The following is a 22779-nucleotide window of genomic DNA, read 5'->3' on the forward strand; positions in this document are numbered from 1 at the left end:
CAGCGTGGGGCTCAAAGCAGCAGATAGCGCTGGGCGAGGGGCAGCACCTCGGCGGGCTCGCAGGTGAGCAGTTCACCGTCGGCGAACACCTCATAGGTCTGCGGGTCCACGCTCACCTTGGGCAGTGCTGAATTCAGCTTGAGGGCGCTCTTGCCGACGCTGCGGGTCTCCTTCACCGCCATGCATTTGCGCTCCAGCCCTAGCTGGCGTTGGATGTCGGCATCCATCGCTGCTTCGCTCACGAAGGTGAGACAACTGGGGGCGAGGGCTTTGCCGAAGGCGCCAAACATCGGCCGGCCGTGCACGGGGCCAGGGGTGGGAATTGAGGCGTTGGCGTCGCCCATCTGGGCCCAGACGATGGAACCGCCCTTCACCACCAGTTCCGGGCGAATGCCGAAGAAGCCTGGCTTCCACAGCACGAGATCGGCGAGCTTGCCGGTTTCGATCGACCCCACTTCGGTGCTGATGCCGTGGGCCAACGCTGGGTTGATCGTCACCTTGGCGATGTAGCGCTTGAGGCGATGGTTGTCGTTGCGAGTGGAGTCTTCCGGTAGGGCACCACGCTGCACCTTCATCTTGTGGGCGGTCTGAAAGGTGCGGGTGATCACTTCGCCCACGCGGCCCATGGCCTGGGAGTCGCTGGCGATGATCGAGAAGGCACCCAGGTCGTGAAGGATGTCTTCGGCGGCGATCGTTTCGCGCCGGATCCGAGATTCGGCGAAGGCCACGTCCTCGGGGATCTTCGGATCGAGGTGGTGGCACACCATCAGCATGTCGAGGTGCTCCTCGAGCGTGTTGCGGGTGTAAGGCCGGGTGGGGTTGGTGCTGCTCGGCAGCACGTTGGCCTCGCCGCAGATCTTGATGATGTCCGGGGCATGGCCGCCGCCGGCACCTTCGGTGTGGAAGGTGTGAATCGTGCGTCCCTTGATGGCGGCGATCGTGTCTTCCACGAAGCCGGCCTCATTCAGGGTGTCGGTGTGGATGCAAACCTGCACATCCATCCGATCTGCCACCGATAGACAGGCATCGATCGTGGCTGGCGTGGTGCCCCAGTCTTCATGCAGCTTCAGGCCGCAGGCGCCGGCGCGCACCTGTTCTTCCAGTGCTTCCGAGGTGCTGGCATTGCCCTTGCCGAAAAAGCCCAGGTTCACCGGCAGGCCTTCAGCGGCCTGGAGCATCCGCCCGATGTGGAAGGCGCCGGGGGTGCAGGTGGTGGCATTTGTGCCGGTGGCTGGTCCGGTGCCGCCGCCCATCAGCGTGGTGACGCCGCTGGCCAGAGCGGTTTCGATCTGCTGGGGGCAGATGAAGTGGATATGCGTGTCGATGCCACCGGCCGTGAGGATGTGTCCTTCCCCTGCGATGGCTTCGGTGCCTGGACCCACCACGATCGTCACCCCTTCTTGGGTGTCGGGGTTACCGGCTTTGCCGATGCCGACGATCCGGCCGTCCTTGAGGCCGACATCGGCTTTGACGATGCCCCACCAGTCGAGGATCAGGGCATTGGTGATCACCGTGTCGACGGCGCCCTCGGCTCGAGGGGTCTGGGATTGGCCCATGCCGTCGCGGATCACCTTTCCACCGCCGAACTTCACCTCATCGCCGTAGACGGTGTAGTCCTTCTCGACTTCCAGGATCAGATCGGTGTCGGCCAGACGAACCCTGTCGCCTGTGGTGGGTCCGTAGGTCTCGGCGTAGGCCTGGCGGGAGATGCGGTAGGGCATGGGTCAGGCGTCGAGGGGTCCGTTGATCTGGCCGTTGAAGCCGATGACGCGTCTCGCACCGGCGAAGGGAATCAAGTGCACGTCACGGCTGTCGCCGGGTTCGAAACGGATGGCGGTGCCGGCGGGGATGTCGAGCCGTTGACCGCGGGCTGCGGCCCGGTCGAACTGCAGGGCGGCGTTGGCTTCGGCGAAATGGAAATGGGAGCCCACCTGCACCGGCCGGTCGCCTCTGTTGGAGACGCTCAGCGTGGTGACGGGTCGGCCTGCATTCAGCTCCAGTTCACCCGGTTCGGGAAGCAGTTCGCCTGGAATGAGAGGTGCCATGGGTTCTGCCTCAGCGAATCGGGTCGTGCAGGGTGACGAGCTTTGTGCCATCGGGGAAGACGGCTTCGATCTGCACCTCATGGATGAGCTCGGGCACGCCTTCCATCACCTGGTCCTGACGCAGCCAGGTGGTGCCTTCCTGCATCAGCTCCGCCACGCTCTTGCCGTCACGGGCGCCTTCCAACACCAGAAAACTGAGCCAGGCCACTGCTTCGGGGTGGTTGAGCTTGAGGCCACGGTTCAAGCGCCGCTCGGCAAGCAGTGCCGCGGTCACGATCAGGAGCTTGTCCTTTTCCTGGGGACTGAGATGCATGGCGAAGCTCGGTCTCCTTCAGTGTGTCTCTGCAGCAGCCTCGAAAGCGTTCACAGTGGACGTTTGTCGGCGCAGAGGCTCTTCCTGCAGGGGCCAGACCCTGGGGATGCGAGGCCGTTTCAGCTCCCGGAGCATTCGCGTTCGCTCCCAGATTCGACTGAACCAGAAGCGGGCATCACGGCTCGATTCGCCTGAATAGCGGGCGATCAGGCCCTGATTGAGGGCACCGCAGCGCATCGTCCCCGTCAGTCCCTCTCGGTCGGCCCGCGCTCCCTCCAGCAGCGTTGCTGTTGTTTCGGTGCCCATGGTCATCGGCGCCGCCCAAACCAGTGTTCCGAACACCGGGGCTCCTCCCAACCCGTGCGGGCTGTCCAGGCTGGCGTCGCCGAGTTCCACACGATCCGCCAGCTCCCAGGTTGAGCTGCTGGCCGCGAGGCGCTGAATGGTGAGGCTCGACCGCCAACGTCCCTGCTGCAGGGTTTCAGCAGCGGCGGTTCGGCCCAAGCGCACGATCTCTGCACTGAGAAAGGAGGCGTCTTGGGGCAGGGTCACCGTCAGCTGCTGCTCGAACAAGGCATCGGCGTACAACACCAGTTCCTGCGGCAGCCATTCGAGATCACTGCCGCTGGCCAGCGAGCAGCGCACCTGTTGATGGGCAAAGCAACCCTCGGGTTGCAGGCGGCTGCGGCCGATGGATCCATAAACCTTTTGCGCCGCCACGCTGGTGATTAGGCAGCGGCTGTTGGCTTCAAGCTTGATGTCCAGGCTGAGTTGATCGCCGCCCACCAGGCCTCCAGCGGTGTGCAGCACCGGCAGCTCACAGCGTCCGTCATCACCGCGTTCACTTCGGAGCAACTTGAATGGAGCTGTGCAGCCCCCCTGGTGTTTGGTGCTGCCGTTGGTGGCATGAAACTGCAGGTTGCAGTGGCCGTGCCAAGGATCAAGACGTTGCATGGCCTCACGCTCCGCCGCCATCGGCTTCAACTCTGTAGCAATGCACACCAAAGTGCTGGTGATTGATCGGCACGCTTTCGTTATGGATCTGGAGAGGAGGTGCTCGTGACGGATGCGATGGTCGTGCTGGAGCAGCGCCTGCAGAACAGCAGTGCCACGGCAACCCTGCAGTTGCCGTTGACGGCCGAAGAGCGCACGGTGCTCCGTGGTCGTCGCACCACTTCTTGCGGTTGTCCGGTGCTGCTGCAGTTGCCTCGTGTGGGATCGCTGCAGCCGGGTGATTTGCTGGGGGATCAGTCTGGGTCGACCGTTGTTGAGGTGACGGCAGCGCCGGAAGCGTTGCTGCGGGTGCAGGGCTCGCATCCCCTGGAGCTGTTGCAGGCGGCCTATCACCTGGGCAATCGACATGTCGCCCTGGAGCTGCATGAGCAGGAGCTGTTGCTGCCTGAGGATTCCGTGCTCGCCACGATGCTGGAAGGGCGTGGATTGACGGTCAGCCGCTGTCTGCAGCCGTTTGCCCCTGAGGGCGGCGCCTACGGAGGCCATCAGCACGGATGACCTCCCTGGCGTTGTTGCAATTGGTCAGCCCGGCCCTGCCCGTGGGTGCCTTCAGCTATTCAGAGGGCCTGGAGGTGTTGATTCAGGCGGGATCCATCGCCGATGAGCAGGCCATTCAGGCTTGGTTGGAGGCTGAACTGCAACGGGGCGCGGTGCGGCTGGAAGCCGCGGCGTTAAGGCCGTTTGCGGAGGTTTTGGTGGGGTGGTCCACTCAGGCCGATGCGGCGGCCAAGGTGCGCCTGATCGATCTGGATGGTTGGCTGTTGGCCACCCGTGAAGCAGCGGAGCTGCGAGCCCAGCAGCGTCAGATGGGGATGTCGCTGCTGCAGTTGATGTCTGACATGGGGCACGACTTGCCTGAACCCGTTGCCCTTAGCTGGCCAGCGGCCTGGGCCTGGGCCGCTGTGGGCTTGTCGGTTTCAGCAGGAGACATGGTGGAGGGATACCTCTACGGCTGGGTTGCCAATCAGCTCAGTGCTTCGGTCCGGCTGCTGCCGTTGGGTCCGTCCCGAGCACAGGTGCTGCAACAACGGCTGCTGCCGCTGATTGCCTCGCAAGCGCAGCTGCTTCAGGCGGCCGATCCGCAGCAGCTCTGGAGCAGCGGTGTGGGTGCGGGCATGGCGCAGCTTGCCCATGCTGAGCTGTATTCACGCCTGTTTCGAAGCTGATGAGCAGCAAACTGCGCCTGGGGGTGGCGGGTCCTGTGGGATCCGGCAAGACCGCACTGGTGGAGGCGCTCTGTCGCCGCTTGCGCGACGACCTGCAGCTCGCGGTGGTCACCAATGACATCTACACCCAGGAGGATGCCCAGTTCCTCACCCGTGCCGGTGCCCTGGATCCAGAGCGGATCCGTGGAGTGGAGACGGGTGGTTGCCCCCACACGGCGATCCGCGAAGACTGCTCGATCAATAGAGCCGCTGTGGCAGAGCTGGAGGCGCAATTCCCTGACCTGGATCTTGTTCTGGTTGAAAGCGGTGGCGACAACCTGGCGGCGAGCTTCAGTCCTGAACTGGTGGATCTCTGCATCTATGTGATCGACGTGGCAGCTGGCGACAAGATTCCCCGTAAAGGGGGGCCTGGCATCACCCGCTCTGATCTGCTGGTGATCAACAAGATTGATCTGGCTCCCCAGGTTGGTGCCGATCTTTCGGTGATGGAACAGGACACCCTGCGAATGCGTGGAGACCGGCCCTGGTGTTTCACCAATCTCCACAGCGGCGAAGGTTTGGAGCAGGTGGTGGGCTTCTTGTTGCAACAGCTACCGAATCGTTGATCCGCAGCCGCTGGTCTCGCCATTTGGTTCTGATTGATACCAAAGCAAGGGCGTGCTGATTCGTACCTTCCGTCAGCTGCCGTCAGGCACATCCCTGTGTTGTGGAACACCATGAGCTCTTCACTTTCTAAGCGTCTGTTTGCCGGCATGGCCGCGGCGTCGCTGGGTCTTGCCGTGACCGCTTGCGGTGGCGATGACAAGGCTGCCAACGTTGATTACGACGACAGCGTCACCGTCGGCATCCTGCACTCGCTGACCGGCACCATGGCCATCTCCGAGTCCACCCTGGTGGACACCGAGAAAATGGCGATCGATGAGATCAACGCCGCCGGTGGCGTCGAGGTTGACGGTAAGAAGTACAAGATCGAGTACATCGTCGAGGACGGTGCCTCCGACTGGCCCACCTTCGCTGAGAAGTCCAAGAAGCTGATCGACCAGGATCAGGTGCCCGTCGTTTTCGGTGGTTGGACCTCCGCCAGCCGCAAGGCGATGCTGCCTGTGTACGAGTCGAAGGACGCCTTCCTCTACTACCCGATTCAGTACGAGGGTCAGGAGTGTTCCAACAACATCTTCTACACCGGTGCAACTCCGAACCAGCAGTCGGAGCCTGCCACCAAGTTCATGTATGAGAAGTCGCCTGCTGCTGGCAAGCCCTTCTTCCTCGTGGGTTCGGACTACGTCTTCCCCCGCACCTCCAACACCATCACCAAGGAACAGCTCAAGTCCCTGGGTGGCGAAGTGGTCGGTGAGGACTATCTGCCCCTGGGCAACACCGAGGTTGCTCCGATCATCGCCAAGATCAAGAAGGCCCTGCCTGACGGCGGTGTGATCATCAACACCCTGAACGGTGACCAGAACGTTGCCTTCTTCAAGCAGATCCAGGACGCCGGCATCACCCCCGATAACGGCTACTACGTGATGAGCTACTCCATTGCGGAAGAGGAGATCAGCACCATCGGTTCTGAGTTCCTTGAGGGCCACTACGGCGCTTGGAACTACATGATGTCGATCGACACCCCGGCATCCAAGAAGTTCGCTGCTGACTTCAAGGCCAAGTACGGCGCCGACCGGCAGGTCGCTGACCCTCAGGAGTCGGCCTACAACATGGTTTACCTCTGGAAGAAGGCTGTCGAGAAGGCCAACAGCTTCGACGACGACAAGGTGCGTGAGGCCCTGGTCGGCATCGAGTTCGACGCGCCTCAGGGTCCTGTGACGGTGATGCCTAACCACCACCTGTCCCAGACCGTGCGCATTGGCCAGATCACTGCTGACGGTCAGTTCGAGATCCTCGAATCCACCGACGGTCCTGTGGCGCCTCAGGCCTGGAACCAGTTCGAGCCCAGCTCCAAGGGCTTCGCTTGCGACTGGACCGATGCCGCCAAGGGCGAGAAGTACAAGCTCTGATCTTTTGATCACAGCCTGATTGCTCTCCAGGGAGGAGCCCGGTGACGGGCTCCTCCTTTCGTCGTTTCATTGAACGCTTCGTTTCACACGTCTGTGCAACTGCTTCTCGAAAGCCTGTTCAACGGTGTTGCCATCGGCTCGGTGCTGCTGATGGCCGCCCTCGGACTGGCCATTGTCTTTGGCCTCATGGGCGTGATCAACCTCGCCCATGGCGAGCTGATCATGCTTGGGGCCTACACCACCTACGTGGTGCAGCTGATCTTCAAGCTTCCTGCTCTGCAGCCGGTTTACTACGCCTACGTGCTGGTGGCGCTTCCCCTGGCTTTCATCGTCAGTGGTGTGGTCGGCATCCTGCTGGAACGCACCGTGATTCGCCGGCTCTACGGCAACCCGCTGGAGACGTTGTTGGCGACATGGGGTGTCAGCTTGATTCTTCAGCAGTTTGTGCGGAGTGTTCCCTTGGCTCATGCCGCCGGCCTGATCCTGGCGCTGGTGCTGGGCTTTGGCCTCCCGCTGCTGCTTCCCTCCTCTCTCCTGGCGGGGCCTCGAGCACGCTTGGTGCGTGCGGGGAGTTGGGCTGTTTCCGCCCTGGGAGGCGTGCTGTTGGCGGGTGGCCTGGCTTCACAAATCAGCCGCATCGCCCGAGCCACCTCCCGCAACGTGGATGTGACGGCACCCAAATGGATGCGCGGTGGGATCGAATTCATAGACATCACCTTTCCTGTGCCGCGTCTGGTGATCATCGTGATCACGATCGTTGCTGTGGTTGGGGTGACGTGGTTCCTCAACAAAAGCGTGTGGGGCATGCGTATTCGTGCCGTTACCCAGAACCGTTCGATGAGTGATTGCCTGGGGATCCCCACCGACACCGTTGATGTGCTCACCTTTGGCATCGGCTCCGGTCTGGCCGGGGTGGCGGGGGTGGCTGTTTCCCTGCTGGGTTCGGTGGGCCCCAACGTGGGCGGGTCTTACATCGTGGGCTGCTTCATGGTGGTGGTGCTCGGTGGCGTCGGAAACCTGTTGGGCACCGTGCTCGCTTCCTTTGCCATCGGCTTGCTCACCGACTTGATCGGTGCTGGCCGACTGCTGACGATCTGGCCTGACATGCCGGCTCCCCTGGCCGGTGCGGTGAATTTCTTTGCCACCACGAGCATGGCTCAAGTGATGGTGTTCGCTCTGATCGTGGTGTTCCTTCAATTCCGTCCCGCGGGTCTATTCCCGCAGAAGGGACGCATGGTGGAGGCTTGATCTGATGTTCCAAGCATTTCAACAACGTCGTTGGTCCTTGATCATCCTTTGGGTGGTGATCGTTGCGGCCATCGTTGCTGCGCCTGCTGTTCTGCCGGTGTTTCGGCTGAATTTGTTGGGTCGCTTCCTCTCCCTGGCGATCGTTGCCCTGGGCATCGACTTGATCTGGGGCTTCACCGGTTTGCTCAGCCTTGGCCAGGGCATCTTTTTTGCCCTTGGCGGCTACGTGGCAGCCATGTATCTGCAGCTGAACAGCTCGGGTGATCTTCCCAATGGCATTCCCGAGTTCTTCAGCCTCTACGGCTTGGATCGTTTGCCCGCCTTCTGGGAACCGTTCCATTCCCCGTTGTTCACCCTGGTGGCGATCTGGCTGGTTCCAGCCGTCTTGGCCGCTGTGCTCGGCAACCTGGTGTTCCGCAACCGGATCAAGGGGGTCTACTTCTCGATCCTCACCCAGGCTGCCCTGCTCGTTTTCTTCAATTTCTTCAACGGACAGCAGAAGCTGATTAATGGCACCAACGGTCTTAAAACCGATGTAACCCAGCTGTTCGGACAGATGGTGGGTTCCCCGGAGATGCAGCGGGGTTTCTTCTGGTTGACCTCTGTGGTGGTGATCCTGGCCTGGCTGCTTCTGCGCTGGGTGGTGCGGGGCCGGTTCGGTGATGTGTTGATCGCCATTCGCGATGACGAACCTCGGCTGCGCTTTGCGGGTTACAACCCAACTCTGTTCAAGACGATCGTCTTCGCCATCGCTGGTGGTTTGGCAGGAATTGGTGGTGCGCTTTACACCGTTCAGTCGGGCATCGTTTCGCCGCAGTACATGACTGTTCCCTTCTCGATTGAGATGGTGATCTGGGTTGCAGTGGGTGGTCGAGGCACGCTTGTGGGAGCCATTCTTGGCGCCGTAGTCATCAACTACGCCAAGAGTTTGGTGAGCGAAGCGCTCCCCCAGAGTTGGCTGTTCATCCAAGGGGGCCTGTTCATCCTCGTGGTGACCGCCTTGCCTGAGGGCGTCATTGGTTGGTTCCGAGGTGATGGCCCTCGCAATTGGCTCAACCGATTCGGCATTGCCCGTCGGAGTGAGACCTATCCACGTCTCGATCTTGAAGGTCAGGAAGAGGTTCAGTCATGAGTACAGCTTTATTGGAGTTGCGCCAAATCACCGTCAGTTTTGATGGCTTTTTGGCGCTCCGCGATCTCAACCTCAGCCTTCAGCCTGGGGAGCTGCGCGCTGTGATCGGTCCGAATGGCGCCGGCAAGACCACGTTCCTCGATGTGATTACCGGCAAGACCGCTCCTACTGAAGGGGATGTGGTGTTCAAGGGACGCTCTCTGGTGGGAAAACGGGAGCACCGCATCGCGCGCTTCGGCATCGGCCGCAAGTTTCAGAGCCCTCGTGTTTTTGAGAAGCTCAGCGTTCAGGAGAACTTGGCTCTGGCGGTGAGCCAGCCGAAGCAGCCCTGGTCATTGCTGGTGAGGGGCCTGAATGGGCAGCAGCGAGACCGTGTTCATCACTTGATGAGCATTGTCAATCTGCAGAACCGTGCCGATTGGGCTGCTGGGTCGTTGTCCCATGGCCAGAAACAGTGGCTTGAGATCGCCATGCTGGTGGGCCAGGATCCCGACCTGTTGCTGGTGGATGAGCCGGTGGCTGGGCTCACGGACGAGGAGACCGATTTGACGGCGGATCTGCTCAAGTCGTTGGCGGGGGATCACACCGTGTTGGTGATTGAGCACGACATGGAATTCATTCGACGACTTGAAAGTCCGGTGACGGTGCTGCACCAGGGTCATGTTCTTTGTGAGGGCACGATGGATCAGGTGCAGGCCGATCCCCGGGTGATTGAGGTTTATCTCGGCACCACTGAGGAGGAGACGCCATGACGAATTTGCTGGAGATCCAAGGCCTCAACACTTTTTACGGTGAAAGTCACATTCTTCGGGATGTTGATCTCAGCGTGAAATCGGGCGAGATGGTGTGTTTGATCGGTCGCAATGGTGTGGGTAAAACCACCCTGTTGAAATCACTGATCGGTCTGTTGCGCCCTCGCTCCGGAACCATGGCGCTCGACGGTTCTCAACTGGATCGTCAGGCTCCCCATCAGCGCGCTCGGGCCGGGATTGGCTACGTGCCGCAAGGTCGCGAGATCATTCCCCAGCTCACAGTTGAAGAAAACTTGCTTTTGGGGATGGAGGCGTTGCCGGGTGGATTGGCGCGGAATCGCCACATCGATCCATTCGTATATGAGCTGTTTCCGATTCTTCAGGAGTTTCTACCGCGCAAGGGCGGGGATTTGAGTGGGGGTCAGCAACAACAATTGGCCATTGCCCGTGCGTTGCTTGGCAAGCCAAAGTTGCTGCTGTTGGATGAGCCCACCGAGGGCATTCAGCCCAACATTGTTCAAGACATTGAAGCTGCTGTTCGGCGAATCATCGCCGACACCGGGATTGGGGTGTTGCTGGTGGAGCAACATCTCCATTTCGTTCGCCAGGCTGACCGCTACTACGCCATGCAACGTGGCGGCATTGTTGCTAGTGGTTCAACTAGCGAACTCAGTCAGACGGTTGTTGACCAGTTCCTGAGCGTTTAGGGCTTCGCTCTTGATGGCTTCTCCTGGGTCAGTTCAGCTGGCCCAGAGGGATTCGGTCGCAGGCTCTTCATTCGTGGCGTAGTCGCTCACATCGGCACGAACGTGAAGCATCTGCCCTGTCAGCGACATTTTCCAGATTTCTAAGCGCGCATCCTTGGGCGCTTGGAACCAAAAAACCTCCGTGGGCATCACCACCTTCTCTCGATAGAAGTGGTTGGCACCAATGCATTTCACGATCACCATCCGGCTGGTGTCGTTTTGGTAAACGCACTCAATCATTTTGAGCATCTTGAATGCTGCCAATCTCATGTCCCCTTGGCAAGTGAAGTGTTTGATTGATCACCGAATCAGGACGCCTTTAGATTTGGTACAGATGAGTTGATACAGAGTTGATTGCTTTTGTATCGATCATCACGATTCCGGTCGCCCCTTGGTGGGGTGGGTGCCGCTCAGGGTTTTGAAGATCAAACATCGCGACTCTTTCGTTTCGATTGAAACAAATCTTTTTTGCCGCTGTTTGCATGATTGTTTTGTCGATATGGGGGATTGCGGGATGGAAGAATCAGTCAGCCTGAGTGTGACTCAGCAATTCGATGTCGAGCGGATGAATCGCGCGATTGAATCAACCCTCGATCCACAACAGCTGCAAGTGTTGGCCAAACAATTGCTTCAGGCATGGCATTCCCAGCGCGCTGCAACAGCTTGGGTGACCCGCCAGCGCGATCAGTTGAGCTGAGGCTTGACGCGTTGGCTTTATGCAGCGAGCTCAGAGGTCAAACGTTGCGGGTTGTGGTTCGGCCGTTTCAGGGATGTGCGATCTGCCTGGCCTGCTGCTGCCAGATCAGCTTGAAGCGCTGAATTGCAGCTGCGCAGTCGCGACCAGCTGGGCAGTTGATGGGCAATCGGTGCTTGCATCAGTTTTGCCAGGCCGGGGCGTAGGAGGCCGGCGAAGTTTTGAACAGCCAGTTCTTCGCCGTGGCGGTCGTAAGGCAACCGATTGATCGCTGAATCAAGGCCGAATTGCCGCACGCGATCCTCGCCAACTCGCCGGTAAAGCACTTCAAGTGTCGGCAGTTGATCCATCGACATCACGCAACCTTCGTGTTCCATCAGGCCGCGCAACACCGTGCCGAAAATTTCGCCTGCCATGCGTTGCAGGCCTTCGCTGGGTTGCTGACCCAGCTCCTTGTGTTTGTGGTCGAACAACCCCAGATCAACTTGAGCAATTCGGCTGGAGGCCACATGGCGATACACCTCAGACAGCAGGCCCACCTCCAGTCCCCAGTCCGACGGGATCCGCAGATTCATCGCCAGATCGGTGGTGAAGGCGAATTCGCCAGCCAGGGGATAGCGGAATGACTGGAGATACGCCAAGTAGGGCAGGGGGCCGAAAACCTGTTCCAGGCTGGCCAGCAGTGGGCCGACAAAGAGACGGGTCGCTCGGCCCTGAAGCGCTTGGGTCTCGAGGGAAAGACGGCTGTAGAACGCCTTCACGTAGGCAATGCCGTGGGATCGATCCAGCAGGGGGCGGAGCATGCGCTCTGGATATGCCGATCCAAAGGTTCTGATGTCGGCATCGAACAGGCCAACCACCTCAGCGTCTTGGCATGCCACCCCGAGCCCCTGCCAGACGGCCCAGCCCTTGCCCGGTGGTCCGGTCACGTCGAGCCCCAGTTCACCGACGGATTCGAGCAAGTCCCGGACGGCGGGGCCGTTGGTCCAGTGCACCCGAACGGGGAAGGGCATCCCTTCGAAAAACTTTTCTGCCGCTTTGACGTCTTCGGCGCTGGTGGCCGCCAACGCCACCACCAGCTCGTTGAGCCCCTTCAGACCTGAAAGTGTGTCTCGAATCAGGCCTAAGGCTGGTCGGCTGAATTCCTCCATCAGGCAGGGGATCAGCAGGGTGGTGGGTCGCTGACTCAGCTCCCGGTTGAAGGCAACCGCATCGAGATTGCCCAAGCTGTAGTCATGGACGGTGCTGATCAGGCCCTGCTGAAAATCCATGTGGTGTTCGATGCAACAACAGAGGTCAGAGTCCTGCCCCATACCTGAACGGTGTTGAGGAGGAAGGCGATGCAGCCCCCGCGCGACGAAACGCTGCGGACCCTGCTTGGCCATTTGTACCCGAATGATTCTTCCGGGGATGGCCAGGAGTTGTCGTCGCAATTGCTGCAGATCTTGAGCCAATCGTCAGGAGATGGCGATATGGCAGAACCCATGGACCGCTGGACAGGCAGCGATGTGGTCTTGATCACCTACGCCGACACCATTGCTGACGCGGGTGTGCCTGGTCTTCAAGCGCTGAAGTCGTTTGTGAATCGCCATCTGCATCCCTTCGCAGCGGTGGTTCATGTGCTGCCGTTCCTGCAATCCACCAGTGATGGTGGCTTTGCGGTGGCCAGCCACACCAAGCTCGAGCCTCGTTTCGGTGATTGGAGCGACCTCGCTGCTTTGGCGCAGGGCCGACGGCTGATGGCCGACCTCGTTCTCAATCACGTGTCGGCCTCTCACCCCTGGGTGCAGCAGTTCATGCGGGATGAACAGCCCGGCCGCTCCTGTGTGCTGGAGGCCGCGCCTGATCCGTGCTGGGCGGATGTTGTTCGTCCGCGCAGTTCCAATCTGTTCACGCAATTGAGGGGGCCTAAGGGCGCGCGCCAGGTCTGGACCACCTTTGGTCCCGATCAGGTGGATCTCAACTGGCGTTCTGCGGAGGTGCTGCTTGGCTTTGCCCGCCTGATGCAGCGCATGGCTGGGCATGGGGTGCGTTGGATCCGTCTGGATGCCGTGGGTTTCGTCTGGAAGGAACCCCACACCTCATGCATCCATCTGCAGCAGGCCCATCAACTGGTGAAGGTGCTGCGCCTGCTGCTCGATCAGGTGGGACCCGATGGCGTTGTGGTCACCGAGACCAACGTGCCGGAGCAGGAAAACCTCTCCTATTTGAGGAGTGGTGATGAAGCGCATCTGGCCTACAACTTTCCCTTGCCGCCCTTGCTGCTTGAGGCCAGCGTCAGTGGCCGTGCCGACCTTCTCAATGCCTGGCTGAGTCGTTGGCCCGACCTGCCTCCGCAGACAGGGCTGCTCAATTTCACCGCCTGTCACGACGGCATCGGCTTGAGGCCCCTGGAGGGCCTGATGCCCCAGAAGCGCTTGCTCCAGCTGTTGATCGGTTGTGAACAGCGGGGTGGACTGGTCAGCCACAGGATGCTGAGCTCCGGCGACGAAGTTCCCTACGAGATCAACATCAGCTGGTGGAGTGCCATGGCGGATGGGGGGATTGATCCCACTTATCTCCAACGGGAGCGGTTCCTGCTCACCCAACTGTTGATCCTGGCCTTGCCCGGGGTCCCCGCCTTCTATCTGCCGGCGTTGCTGGCGGCTCCCAATGATCTGACCCGCTTTCGCCGCACGGGCCATCGACGGGATCTCAATCGGCCCCAGTTCACGGCCCAAGCCTTGGAGCGACGCCTGGCGGATCCCGATGCCGATGCATCAGCCCTGCTCCCGGTGCTGAGGCGGGCTCTGGCTGAGCGGGCTGTGCATCCGGCCTTGCACCCGGATGCCCCGATGACGGTGCTGAGTGCGGATCGCAGTGATCGCGTCATCATGCAGCGTTGCCGCGGTGGGGAAACGCTGGTGGCCGTTCACAACATCACGGCAGCGCGCCTCAGCTTGCGCCTCAGTCGCTTGGGTGGCGATCTGAACCAGCCCTGGGCCGATTGCCTGAGCGGTCATGTGTTCGCACCACATCAGTTGCATTCGCTAGAGCCTTATGCGGTGCATTGGTTGGTTCAGCCATGACCGCGAGTGTGGAGACGGCGTGGTGGGTGGTGACCGATCTCGACGGCACGTTGCTGGATCACAGCTACGACTGGTCGCCGGCTAAGGATCTGATCCGCCAGCTGCAACAGCAGCGGATTCCAGTGATTCCGTGCACCAGCAAAACGGCGGAGGAAGTGCGCGGCTTTCGTGCAGAGGCGGGGCTTCATGACCCGTACATTGTTGAAAACGGTGGCGCCGTGCACGGGGAAACCCCAGTAGGGGAGCCCTGGGAGCTGCCATTGGGCCCGGAGTGGACGGAGCTCAAGCCCCAGTTGCAGCTTCTGCAGAGTGAGTTGGGCGAGCCCCTGCGTCCGTTGGATGAACTCAGTGAGGAGGAGGGTCAGCGGTTGTTGGGGCTCGGCGGCGAAGCCTTGCGCCAGGCGCAGCGGCGGTGCTGCAGCGTGCCTTTTGTTCCGCCCTCGGCGGAGGGGCGTCGCCGGCTTGAGGCCCTGGTGCAGCGGATGGGCCTGACGGTGGTGCAGGGCAACCGCATGGGTCATCTGCTGGGCCCAGGCATCAGCAAAGGCAAGGCCTTGGCCACCCTGAAGCGTCATCTGGGTGCTGAGCACGTGAAGGTCTTGGCCTTGGGGGATTCCCCCAACGATCTGCCGTTGCTCGAGGTGGCCGACATCGCTGTCGTTGTGCCCGGGCCCGACGGACCCCATTCCGAGTTGAGTTCAGGGATCGCTGCCGGGCGTTTCCAGCTGGCGGCAGCTCCCCATGCCAGCGGATGGGATGAGGCTGTGCGCCGGATTCTTCGGATCTAGGCCATCGCTGGTCTTTGGCTCAATGGAGTAAGGATTGCCAAAGTTCCACTGCAGTCGTCGTTGCCGCCATGGGCTGACCGTTGTGCGATGCGATCGGTCGACAGCTCAAGCTGTTGATTAAAACGGCCTGATCATCGGCTTCGAACTCTGCTGCCAGCTCGGTTTCCACCGCGATGCCCTGGGCCAGTGCACGGCCTCGCATCACTCCTGGAAGACAGCCGCTGCTGAGAGCCGGTGTCAGCCACTGTCCGCGACGCCGGACCAGCAGATTGGCCGCCGTTCCGCAGCACAGGGACCCAGCCGTGTTCAAGAGCAGCGCGTCGTCGGCAGCTTGGCCCTGGGCTTCCCGGCGGGCCTGGATCGATTGCCCGTAGGCGAAGGTCTTGCAATGGCTCAATCGACTGGAGGCATTGCGGCGCTCATGGCGACTGGTGATGGTGGTGACGGCTGAAAACGTTGGTGCGCAGGCCTGGAGCGTGAGCCAAAAGCGGTGGTGTCCTGGGGCCGGAAGCCCGATTCCGCGCTGGGGTGTGCTGCCACGGCTCCAGTTGAGGCGCAGGGCTCCATCTGCTTCGCTCAGCTGGCTCCGCTGAATTGCGCCTTCAATCAGAGGCCCCAGTGCATCTCGCTGCGGTGGCGGGTCCATGCCCAGCAGGGCCGCACTGTCACTCCATCGCTGCAGGTGCTCCTGCAGGAGTTGCGGCTCACCGTTGTGAATCAGCACGGTTTCAAAGAGGCCATCGGCTAGGAGCAGGGCTCGGTCGTCGAGGGGAAGCTGCAGGCTTGCTGCTGTTCCCCACTGGCCGTCGATCCAGGCGACTGAGGCGGTCATGTCAGCGCCTCCAGCAACGGCTGCAGCTTCCACATCAACTCCTCCGTTTCGCCGAGGGGATCCGAGTCGGCGACAATTCCGCAGCCGGCATGGGCCCGCAGGGTGTCACCTTGGCGCAGCAAAGAGCGGATCAAGATGTTGCTGTCGAAGCTGCCATCCCAGTCAATCCGCAGCAGGGATCCGCAGTAAGGACCGCGGCTGGTGGGCTCGAGCTCATGCAGACGTTGGCAGGCCCGCAGTTTCGGTGCTCCGCTAATCGACCCCCCAGGCCAACTGGCTTCCAGGAGATCGACCCAGCTCAATCCGGCCTTCAGCTGTCCCTCCACAACCGAGGTGAGGTGATGCACGGAGGCATAACTTTCGAGTCCCACCAGTTGGGGAACCTGGATCGAACCCGGCTGGCAGGCACGACCGAGGTCATTCCGCAGCAGATCGACGATCATCACGTTCTCGGCCCGGTCCTTGTCACTGCACACGAGTTCCGCGGCGAGGTTCGCATCCTGTTCAGGGTCGCCATGGCGCGGCCTGGTGCCTTTGATCGGCCGGGTTTGTACGGCTCCCTGGACACTCACCTGCAGAAACCGTTCCGGTGACGATGACAGCAACGCCTCGTTCTGGTCGCTGATGATCAGCCCTGCAAAGGGAGCAGGGCAGGCATCTCTAAGGGTGAGAAACAGCTCCAAGGCACTGCTTCTCTGGGGCCAGGCTGTGCTGCAACAGGCCGTGAGATTGGCTTGGAAGAGGTCGCCTGCTGCGATCAGATCTCGGATGCGTTGCACACCTGCGGCGTATTGATCGGCTGAGGTGTGGTGATGCCAAGCCCCTAGGGGGATCGATGGGGGCTTGCCTTTGGTCTGCTCAGTGCTCGAGGCCAGCTGTTGGCTTAGGTGTTCCAGAGCAGCCGTGCTGCTGGCTTCGATCCACAGCTTGCGCTTTTGGAGATCAAAGCGAAGCACCGGATCGTGGCGAGCGATCCAAAGCGTGGCCATGCCATCGCTGGCCCAGGGGTTTCCCGGTTCCACCCAAGCAGCGGCTTCATAGCTCAGCCAGCCGCACCAATGGCCTGGGTCAAGCCCCCGCAGAGCCTCGAAGGGATTGCTGGCTCCGGGCTCACCAGGCAGGCCGCGGCAGCAGACGATCTCCTTCGGCTCGACCGCCAGGGTGGCCCATCGCCCCAGGCTGCTGCCGTCACCATCCAGCCAGATCAGGCCTTGCTCGCCGTAGGCATGGGCCAGTTGGCGGGCGATGGCTTCCGGCTCCTGCCAGGCCAGTTCAAGCCGTTGTGGGCGGATCATGCCTGCGTGGAACTGCAGAGATCAGGCCGTCCTGCCTCGCGGAGTGCTGCATCACGGATGCGGCAGCTGTCGCAGACGCCGCAGGGGTGCGTGCCGCCGCTGTAACAGCTCCAGGTTGTTTCGATCGGAACACCCAGGCGAAGGGCTTCTTCAACGATGCGCACCTTGCTCCACTGCACCAGGGGTGCCCAGAGTTGGGCGCCATGGCCCTCACGACCGGCTTTGCTGGCCAGGTCGGCCAAGGTCTGGAAGGCGTTGAGGTAGTCGGGCCGGCAGTCGGGATAACCCGAGTAGTCGACAGCATTCACCCCCAGCACCAACCGCTCGGCCCCGCGTGCTTCCGCCAGGCTTAGGCCCACCGAGATGAACACGGTGTTGCGCCCGGGTACGTAGGTGGGAGGGATGCTGCCCTCCTCAACGCCATGGGTTGGGATTGAGATGCTGGCGTCAGTGAGGGCTGAGCCCCCCCAGCTGGCCAAATTCACGGCGATGCGGTGATGCTCTGCTACGCCAAGTTGCTGGGCGATGGCAGCGGCGGCGTCCAATTCGCGGCGATGGCTCTGGCCGTAGTCGAAGGAAAGGCCGATGACGCGGTCACCTTGCTCAAGGGCAAGGGCCGCAGCGGTGGCGGAATCCAACCCGCCGGAGAGCAGCGCGATCGAAGTGCGTTGACTCATCTCAGGACCGTGAGTTCATGTAGGGCGCAGTAGTCCTGTTCATCCAGGTCGGTGCCCTTGGCTCGCTCAAGCAGGGACAGCAAACCGCTGAGCCCTTGGTCTTGGAGGCCGGCGGTTGCCGCTTCCTCCAGGAACAGACGCAGGTCTTTGCGCAGCAGGGCGGTGCTGAAGTTCGGATCGGCGTAGGTGTGATCCAGCATCCGTTGCAGCTTCTTATCGAAGGTTGGGGCGTAGAGCGCTGACGGCCGCAGGATGGCCATGAACGTCTCCACAGGAACGCCGGCCCGCTGAATCAGCTGCAGGGAGAGGGAGAAGCTGTGGGTGAGGCTGGCGATCAACTGATTGAGGGCCAGCTTGGTGGCAGCTCCACTGCCAACGGGGCCTACGAGCAGGGGCTCTTGGCAGAGATGGGAGAGGAGTGGCTGTTGTGCTTCGAAGACCTGCGCTTCACCGCCAGCCATCACCAGCAGTGATCCATTCAGCGCTTGCGGTTTGCTGCCGAGCACCGGGGCTTCCAGATAGCGTCCTCCCTGCTGAGCAGCTTGTTGGGCCAGTGCCTGACTTTCCGTGACTCCCACGGTTCCCATCGTGATCAAGGTGGAGCCATCGAGGCGGCCGATGTCTTTCAAGACGGCCGCCGTGATGGGGCCGTCGCGCAACACCGTGATCAGGCTGTCGCAACAACGGGCGGCCTCCGATGGGCTGTTCAGGGCTTGGGCGCCTGCTTCGATTAAGTCCCTGCAGCGTCCCTGGGTTCTGTTCCAGACGTAAAGCGAAACGCCTCGCTGGAGGAGGCGTTGGCCAATGGATTCACCGAGCAGACCGGTGCCCAGCAGAGCAACGCTTGGCATTACTTATGCACTGAAGACATCAAGCTGGATCGCTTGATCGATCTCGAAGTAATCGAAGTGGTTGTTGGCGAGCAAGGTGCGAAGCAGATCCCGTTGATCCGATCCTGGTGCGTTGTTGAAGTCCACGCTGGCGAAAAGATGATCGCGGTTGTCGAGACTGGTGAAGTCGTCGACGGCCGCAAACTTGCCTTGGTCGCGGCGAATTCTGCGGCGCATGATTTGCGTGGTTGCTTCGCGATCTTTGCTGTTGCCGCTCAAGCTTCCGATCAGCGGGTCGTCAAAGGCATCGGCACTAAGGCTGTCGATGTTCTCCAAGGTGATCACCCGTGAACTAAGTGATCTCGATCCTGCACGCGGCGTGCCGGTTGGGTTGCCTTGGGTGTTGCTTCTTCCCTGTGTCGTCCCTGTGATCAAATCCTCGATGGCGCTGCTGCTCAAACTGCTGTTTTGGCTTTTCAGCAACCCAGCAACTCCGGCGACATGGGGTGTCGCCATCGAGGTACCGCTGTAGCGGCCATAGCGATTGCCAGGCAGGGTGGATGTGATGCCGACGCCGGGTGCGGTGACGTAATCAAGGGGGCGTGATCCAGCGCGATTGGAGAATCCCGCGATGCGCCCATCCCGTTGGACAGCCCCCACAGCGATGCCATGTTCGATGGCATGGGCACCCGGGTATTCCGCTGAGGCGCCTCCCGCGTTCCCTGCGGCCATCACCACGACGGTGCCGCGGCGGGAGGCATGGCGGATTGCATTGGCCATGGCTTGGCTGTAGCCCGTTCCGCCGAGGGAGAGGTTGATCACATCGGCGCCATTGTTCGTGGCCCAGCGAACGCCTCGAATCGCATCGGAGAGATACCCCGCTCCGTTCTCATCGAGGACGCGGATGGGCATGATCGCTGCCTCGTGCGCGACGCCGATGATGCCGCGGCCGTCATTCGCCGCAGCGATTGTGCCAGCCACATGGGTTCCATGTCCGTTGGCGTCTTCGGCGATCGAATCGCCATCGACGAAGTCGTAGCCAGCCCGAATGCGCCCTTTGAATTCGCTGTGGCTGTAGTCGATGCCGGTGTCGACCACGGCGATGGTCACGCCCTTGCCGGTCGTGCTGCGTCCGTTGCTGTTGGCGGCCCAGGCCTCTGGCGCGCCAATCATGTCGAGGTTCCAGAGCTCGCCTCCAAGGGAAGCTTGATCGTTAAGGGGGCGATTCAGCAGGGCCTCAAAGACACCTTTGGCATTCACCTGGCCATAGCCATCCACACGGCTGAATGTGCGCTGGAGTTGAGCTTGAGGCCTGGGTTCTGCAGGTCTTAAGAGTTGGGCGGAGAGGGTGTAACTCCCCCGAAAAGTTCCCTGGGCACTGCCCACATCGAGGTAAAAGCGTCCGCCTTGCAAGACTTTGAACTGGACGCTCGGGTCGAGGCTGGTGGGGGTGTCGTCGATCTCCGCCATGGTTCGCCCACGGCTATCCCGCAGCCGCAGGTGTGGATCCAGCAGCGATTGCCCCTTCAGATCAACCCGGTAACTGCTTCCGCTGTCCAGGTTGATGCCAAACCAATCGCGATCACCGTGCCTTTCCAGAGTCCCTTGGCTGCGGCCACCAACATTCAGCTGGCCTGACCGATCAGGGGTCGCACCAAAATCATCCTGCCAGCGACGGCGGCGGACGTTGCGTCTGCGGCGGATGGAGGAGGACATGGCTGAGGAGTTAAACGAACAACTCCAGGAGCGGCAAGGGATGATCCCCACCACCCTATAAATTTATTGTGGCTCAGGTGCCGCGAGGCTTGCCAAGTGAAGGCTGTGGGCTGACTGAGCGTTTTCTGGGCGTTCTGGCGGTGATCACCTCACCCCCAGCCATTTGTGGGCTTGCAGGCTTAGGCGCCAGGTGGGGTTATGGCGCACGTGCTCAATTGCGAGTTGCTGGCCTTCCGGGCTGTCCCAGCCGGGTTGGAGATAGTGCAGAGCCTCAGCCTGGCCAGCCTGCGCCATCGCATCAGCGAAGTGCAGATCTTCAGGGGCATGCACCACCACCTTCAGTTCCTGCATCCGGTCCAGTAACCCCTGAAGCGGGGGCTGGTGTCGCTTCGGGGACAGGGTGATCCAGTCGAAGCGTCCGCTCAGCGGATCCACCCCACTGGTTTCCAGGTGCAGGGGGAGGCCACATCGAGCATCGAGGGCCTGGGTGAGGGGCTGCAGATTGTGATGCAACGGCTCGCCACCGGTGATCACAACGAAGCTGGCCCCTGCTTTGGCAGCCATCTGGGCAGCGTCAGCCAAGGCATCGATGGGCTGCTCAGGGTGCCCCTGGCTGGGCCATGAGTGCTTCGTGTCGCACCAGGAACAACCCACCGTGCAGCCGGCAAGGCGAATGAAAAAGGCACTGCGTCCGGCATGGTGGCCTTCTCCCTGCAGGGAATGGAACGTTTCCACCACCGGGAGACGCTGGGAGTCAGCCATCGACGCGGTTCATGGGATTGCAATATCCCCCTGTTGACGCAGGGCCTGAGCCGGCGAATCGGGAAGGCGTTGTTGGGCTGCCTCGATCAATCCCCGGAACAAGGGGTGGGGTTGTCCAGGGCGGGACAGGAATTCTGGGTGGTACTGACAGGCCGTGAAGAAGGGATGCCCTTTCAGTTCAATCAACTCCACCAGACGACCGTCCGGGGACGTGCCGCTCACCACGTATCCGGATTCCAGGAACAGATTGCGATAGGAATTGTTGAATTCGTAGCGGTGGCGGTGGCGTTCGTAGACCACCTCGTCCCCGTAAAGCCTTTGGGCCAGGGTTCCCGGCGCAATCCTGCAGGGGTAGACCCCCAGGCGCATCGTGCCGCCGAGGTCCACCACGTCCTGCTGTTCCGGCAGCAGGTGAATCACGGGATGCGGCGTGTTTTCGTTCAATTCAGCACTGGTGGCACCGGTAAGGCCGGCCTGGTTGCGAGCCCACTCGATCACAGCGGTTTGCATCCCAAGGCAGAGCCCCAGGAAGGGCACGCGTTGTTCCCTGGCCCAGCGAATCGCTGCAATCTTTCCATCGACGCCACGGTTGCCGAAGCCACCGGGCACGACCACGGCGTCCATCCCGCGCAGGAGTGCATCGGCACCGTCGGCTTCAATCTGTTCGGCGCAGACCCAGTGCAGGTCGAGGGAGGCATCCTGGGCAATGCAGGCATGCTGCAACGCTTCGACAACCGACAGATAGGCGTCGTTCAGTTGCACGTACTTGCCCACCAGGGCAACCTTCACCGACGGTCCGGGGTTGCGCAGCTTGTTGACCAGTTGTTCCCATGCCGCCATGTCGCTGTCATGGTCAGTCAGGTTCAGCACGTCCAGAACTTCACGGCACAGACCCTCCTGTTCGAGGATCAGCGGGACGGCATAGATGCTGTCGGCATCCAAGGAGGGAATGACGGCGCGGGTGGGCACCCCGCAGAAGCCGCCGATTTTTCGCTTGAGATCTTCGCTGATGTCGCGATCACTGCGGCAGATGAGCACATCCGGCTGAATGCCGATGGAGCGGAGTTCCTTGACTGAGTGCTGGGTTGGCTTGGTTTTGAGTTCGCCGGAGGTGCCGATGAAGGGCAGCAGGGTGACGTGGATGTAGGCCAAATCGTTGCGACCCACGTCCTCCCGGAATTCCCGGATGGCTTCAAGGAAGGGCAGTGATTCGATGTCACCGACGGTGCCGCCGATTTCGGTGATCACCACATCGGCATTGCTATTGGATGCAACGCGGTGGATGCGCTCGCGGATTTCGCCGGTGATGTGGGGAATCACCTGAACGGTGCCGCCGTTGTAGTCGCCGCGGCGTTCCTTGTTGATCACCGATTGGTAGATCGAGCCGGTGGTCACGCTGTTCAGGCGTGACATCGCGGTGTCGGTGAAGCGCTCGTAATGGCCCAGGTCGAGATCGGTTTCGGCGCCGTCTTCGGTGACAAAGACCTCACCATGCTGGAACGGGCTCATCGTCCCGGGATCCACATTCAGGTAGGGATCCAGCTTGAGGATCGAAACGTTGTAGCCCCGCGACTTCAGCAGCCGGCCGAGGCTTGCCGCCACGATCCCCTTGCCAATGCTGGACACCACACCACCGGTGATGAAGACGAATTTGGCCATGACTTGCCGGGCGATTCTTCAAATTAGCTGGCG

Annotated in this window: 24 protein-coding genes; 11 read left to right on the forward strand and 13 right to left on the reverse strand. The window is 61.3% G+C overall.

Features of this window, described 5'->3' with window-relative positions:
* Positions 1-11 precede the first annotated feature (11 nt).
* Genes ureC through Q3Y53_RS02155 form a run of 4 tightly spaced genes read right to left on the reverse strand, consistent with a single transcriptional unit; the run spans position 12 to position 3312 of the window.
* Positions 12-1721, reverse strand: coding sequence for an urease subunit alpha (gene ureC / locus Q3Y53_RS02140; protein WP_303532312.1), 1710 nt, complete (start codon positions 1719-1721; stop codon positions 12-14).
* A gap of 3 nt (positions 1722-1724) precedes the next feature.
* A complete protein-coding gene (locus Q3Y53_RS02145) occupies positions 1725-2045 on the reverse strand; it encodes an urease subunit beta (RefSeq protein ID WP_303532315.1) in 321 nt (106 codons plus the stop codon).
* A gap of 10 nt (positions 2046-2055) precedes the next feature.
* Positions 2056-2358: an urease subunit gamma gene (locus tag Q3Y53_RS02150; RefSeq protein WP_226424642.1), complete on the reverse strand. Its 303-nt coding sequence runs from the start codon at positions 2356-2358 to the stop codon at positions 2056-2058.
* An 18-nt stretch (positions 2359-2376) separates the two neighbouring features.
* A complete protein-coding gene (locus tag Q3Y53_RS02155; protein WP_303532759.1) occupies positions 2377-3312 on the reverse strand; it encodes an urease accessory protein UreD in 936 nt (311 codons plus the stop codon).
* 117 nt (positions 3313-3429) lie between these two features.
* On the opposite strand from Q3Y53_RS02155, the gene ureE reads away from it, so the two are divergent.
* From ureE to urtE, 8 genes are all read left to right on the forward strand, one after another.
* Positions 3430-3870 carry an urease accessory protein UreE gene (gene ureE, locus Q3Y53_RS02160; protein WP_226425019.1) on the forward strand — a complete coding sequence of 147 codons (441 nt, stop codon included), beginning with the start codon at positions 3430-3432 and terminating at the stop codon, positions 3868-3870.
* Positions 3867-4538, forward strand: coding sequence for an urease accessory protein UreF (locus Q3Y53_RS02165; protein ID WP_303532317.1), 672 nt, complete (start codon positions 3867-3869; stop codon positions 4536-4538). The genes ureE and Q3Y53_RS02165 overlap by 4 nt, the downstream gene beginning before the upstream one ends.
* Complete coding sequence (gene ureG / locus Q3Y53_RS02170) at positions 4538-5143, forward strand: urease accessory protein UreG (protein WP_226424640.1); 606 nt, start codon at positions 4538-4540, stop codon at positions 5141-5143. The genes Q3Y53_RS02165 and ureG overlap by 1 nt, the downstream gene beginning before the upstream one ends.
* A 111-nt stretch (positions 5144-5254) precedes the next feature.
* Positions 5255-6547, forward strand: coding sequence for an urea ABC transporter substrate-binding protein (gene urtA / locus Q3Y53_RS02175; RefSeq protein ID WP_226424639.1), 1293 nt, complete (start codon positions 5255-5257; stop codon positions 6545-6547).
* 93 nt (positions 6548-6640) lie between these two features.
* A complete protein-coding gene (locus Q3Y53_RS02180; protein WP_226424638.1) occupies positions 6641-7795 on the forward strand; it encodes a branched-chain amino acid ABC transporter permease in 1155 nt (384 codons plus the stop codon).
* A gap of 4 nt (positions 7796-7799) precedes the next feature.
* Positions 7800-8927: an urea ABC transporter permease subunit UrtC gene (urtC, locus tag Q3Y53_RS02185; protein WP_303532321.1), complete on the forward strand. Its 1128-nt coding sequence runs from the start codon at positions 7800-7802 to the stop codon at positions 8925-8927.
* Complete coding sequence (gene urtD, locus Q3Y53_RS02190) at positions 8924-9679, forward strand: urea ABC transporter ATP-binding protein UrtD (protein ID WP_226424636.1); 756 nt, start codon at positions 8924-8926, stop codon at positions 9677-9679. The genes urtC and urtD overlap by 4 nt, the downstream gene beginning before the upstream one ends.
* Entirely contained in the window at positions 9676-10386 is a 711-nt protein-coding gene (urtE, locus tag Q3Y53_RS02195; protein ID WP_226424635.1) for an urea ABC transporter ATP-binding subunit UrtE, read from the forward strand. The genes urtD and urtE overlap by 4 nt, the downstream gene beginning before the upstream one ends.
* 33 nt (positions 10387-10419) lie before the next feature.
* Here urtE and Q3Y53_RS02200 read toward each other — a convergent pair whose 3' ends face one another.
* Positions 10420-10674, reverse strand: coding sequence for a DUF1830 domain-containing protein (locus Q3Y53_RS02200; protein WP_303532762.1), 255 nt, complete (start codon positions 10672-10674; stop codon positions 10420-10422).
* 145 nt (positions 10675-10819) lie between these two features.
* Here Q3Y53_RS02200 and Q3Y53_RS13100 point away from each other — a divergent pair, with 145 nt between their 5' ends.
* Complete coding sequence (locus Q3Y53_RS13100) at positions 10820-11122, forward strand: hypothetical protein (RefSeq protein ID WP_368506428.1); 303 nt, start codon at positions 10820-10822, stop codon at positions 11120-11122.
* A gap of 17 nt (positions 11123-11139) precedes the next feature.
* Here the strand turns inward: Q3Y53_RS13100 and Q3Y53_RS02210 are convergent, their stop codons facing one another.
* Positions 11140-12390 carry a glycosyl transferase gene (locus Q3Y53_RS02210; RefSeq protein WP_226425017.1) on the reverse strand — a complete coding sequence of 417 codons (1251 nt, stop codon included), beginning with the start codon at positions 12388-12390 and terminating at the stop codon, positions 11140-11142.
* A gap of 69 nt (positions 12391-12459) precedes the next feature.
* Between Q3Y53_RS02210 and Q3Y53_RS02215 the strand changes: the two genes are divergently transcribed.
* A complete protein-coding gene (locus Q3Y53_RS02215; protein WP_303532326.1) occupies positions 12460-14187 on the forward strand; it encodes an alpha-amylase family glycosyl hydrolase in 1728 nt (575 codons plus the stop codon).
* Entirely contained in the window at positions 14184-14975 is a 792-nt protein-coding gene (locus tag Q3Y53_RS02220; RefSeq protein WP_303532328.1) for an HAD-IIB family hydrolase, read from the forward strand. Before Q3Y53_RS02215 ends, Q3Y53_RS02220 begins: the two co-directional genes overlap by 4 nt.
* A gap of 19 nt (positions 14976-14994) precedes the next feature.
* Here Q3Y53_RS02220 and Q3Y53_RS02225 read toward each other — a convergent pair whose 3' ends face one another.
* From Q3Y53_RS02225 to Q3Y53_RS02255, 7 genes are all read right to left on the reverse strand, one after another.
* Entirely contained in the window at positions 14995-15807 is an 813-nt protein-coding gene (locus Q3Y53_RS02225; protein ID WP_226424631.1) for an aminotransferase class IV, read from the reverse strand.
* Positions 15804-17102 (reverse strand): anthranilate synthase component I family protein, encoded by a 1299-nt coding sequence (locus Q3Y53_RS02230; protein WP_303532332.1) that lies wholly within the window; start codon positions 17100-17102, stop codon positions 15804-15806. The genes Q3Y53_RS02225 and Q3Y53_RS02230 overlap by 4 nt, the downstream gene beginning before the upstream one ends.
* The gene (gene queC / locus Q3Y53_RS02235; protein WP_303532333.1) at positions 17099-17779 is read right to left on the reverse strand and encodes a 7-cyano-7-deazaguanine synthase QueC; all 681 of its coding nucleotides are present in this window, start codon (positions 17777-17779) and stop codon (positions 17099-17101) included. The genes Q3Y53_RS02230 and queC overlap by 4 nt, the downstream gene beginning before the upstream one ends.
* Positions 17776-18630, reverse strand: coding sequence for an NAD(P)-dependent oxidoreductase (locus tag Q3Y53_RS02240; protein WP_303532336.1), 855 nt, complete (start codon positions 18628-18630; stop codon positions 17776-17778). The genes queC and Q3Y53_RS02240 overlap by 4 nt, the downstream gene beginning before the upstream one ends.
* Before the next feature lie 3 nt (positions 18631-18633).
* A complete protein-coding gene (locus Q3Y53_RS02245; RefSeq protein ID WP_303532337.1) occupies positions 18634-20325 on the reverse strand; it encodes a S8 family serine peptidase in 1692 nt (563 codons plus the stop codon).
* Positions 20326-20469: 144 nt separating this feature from the next.
* Complete coding sequence (locus tag Q3Y53_RS02250) at positions 20470-21087, reverse strand: 7-carboxy-7-deazaguanine synthase QueE (protein ID WP_303532339.1); 618 nt, start codon at positions 21085-21087, stop codon at positions 20470-20472.
* Positions 21088-21096: 9 nt separating this feature from the next.
* On the reverse strand, positions 21097-22746 hold the full coding sequence (locus Q3Y53_RS02255; protein ID WP_303532340.1) for a CTP synthase: 1650 nt from the start codon (positions 22744-22746) through the stop codon (positions 21097-21099).
* Positions 22747-22779: the final 33 nt, after the last annotated feature.

This window comes from Synechococcus sp. YX-04-1 (assembly GCF_030546365.1).
Taxonomy (GTDB): domain Bacteria; phylum Cyanobacteriota; class Cyanobacteriia; order PCC-6307; family Cyanobiaceae; genus Parasynechococcus.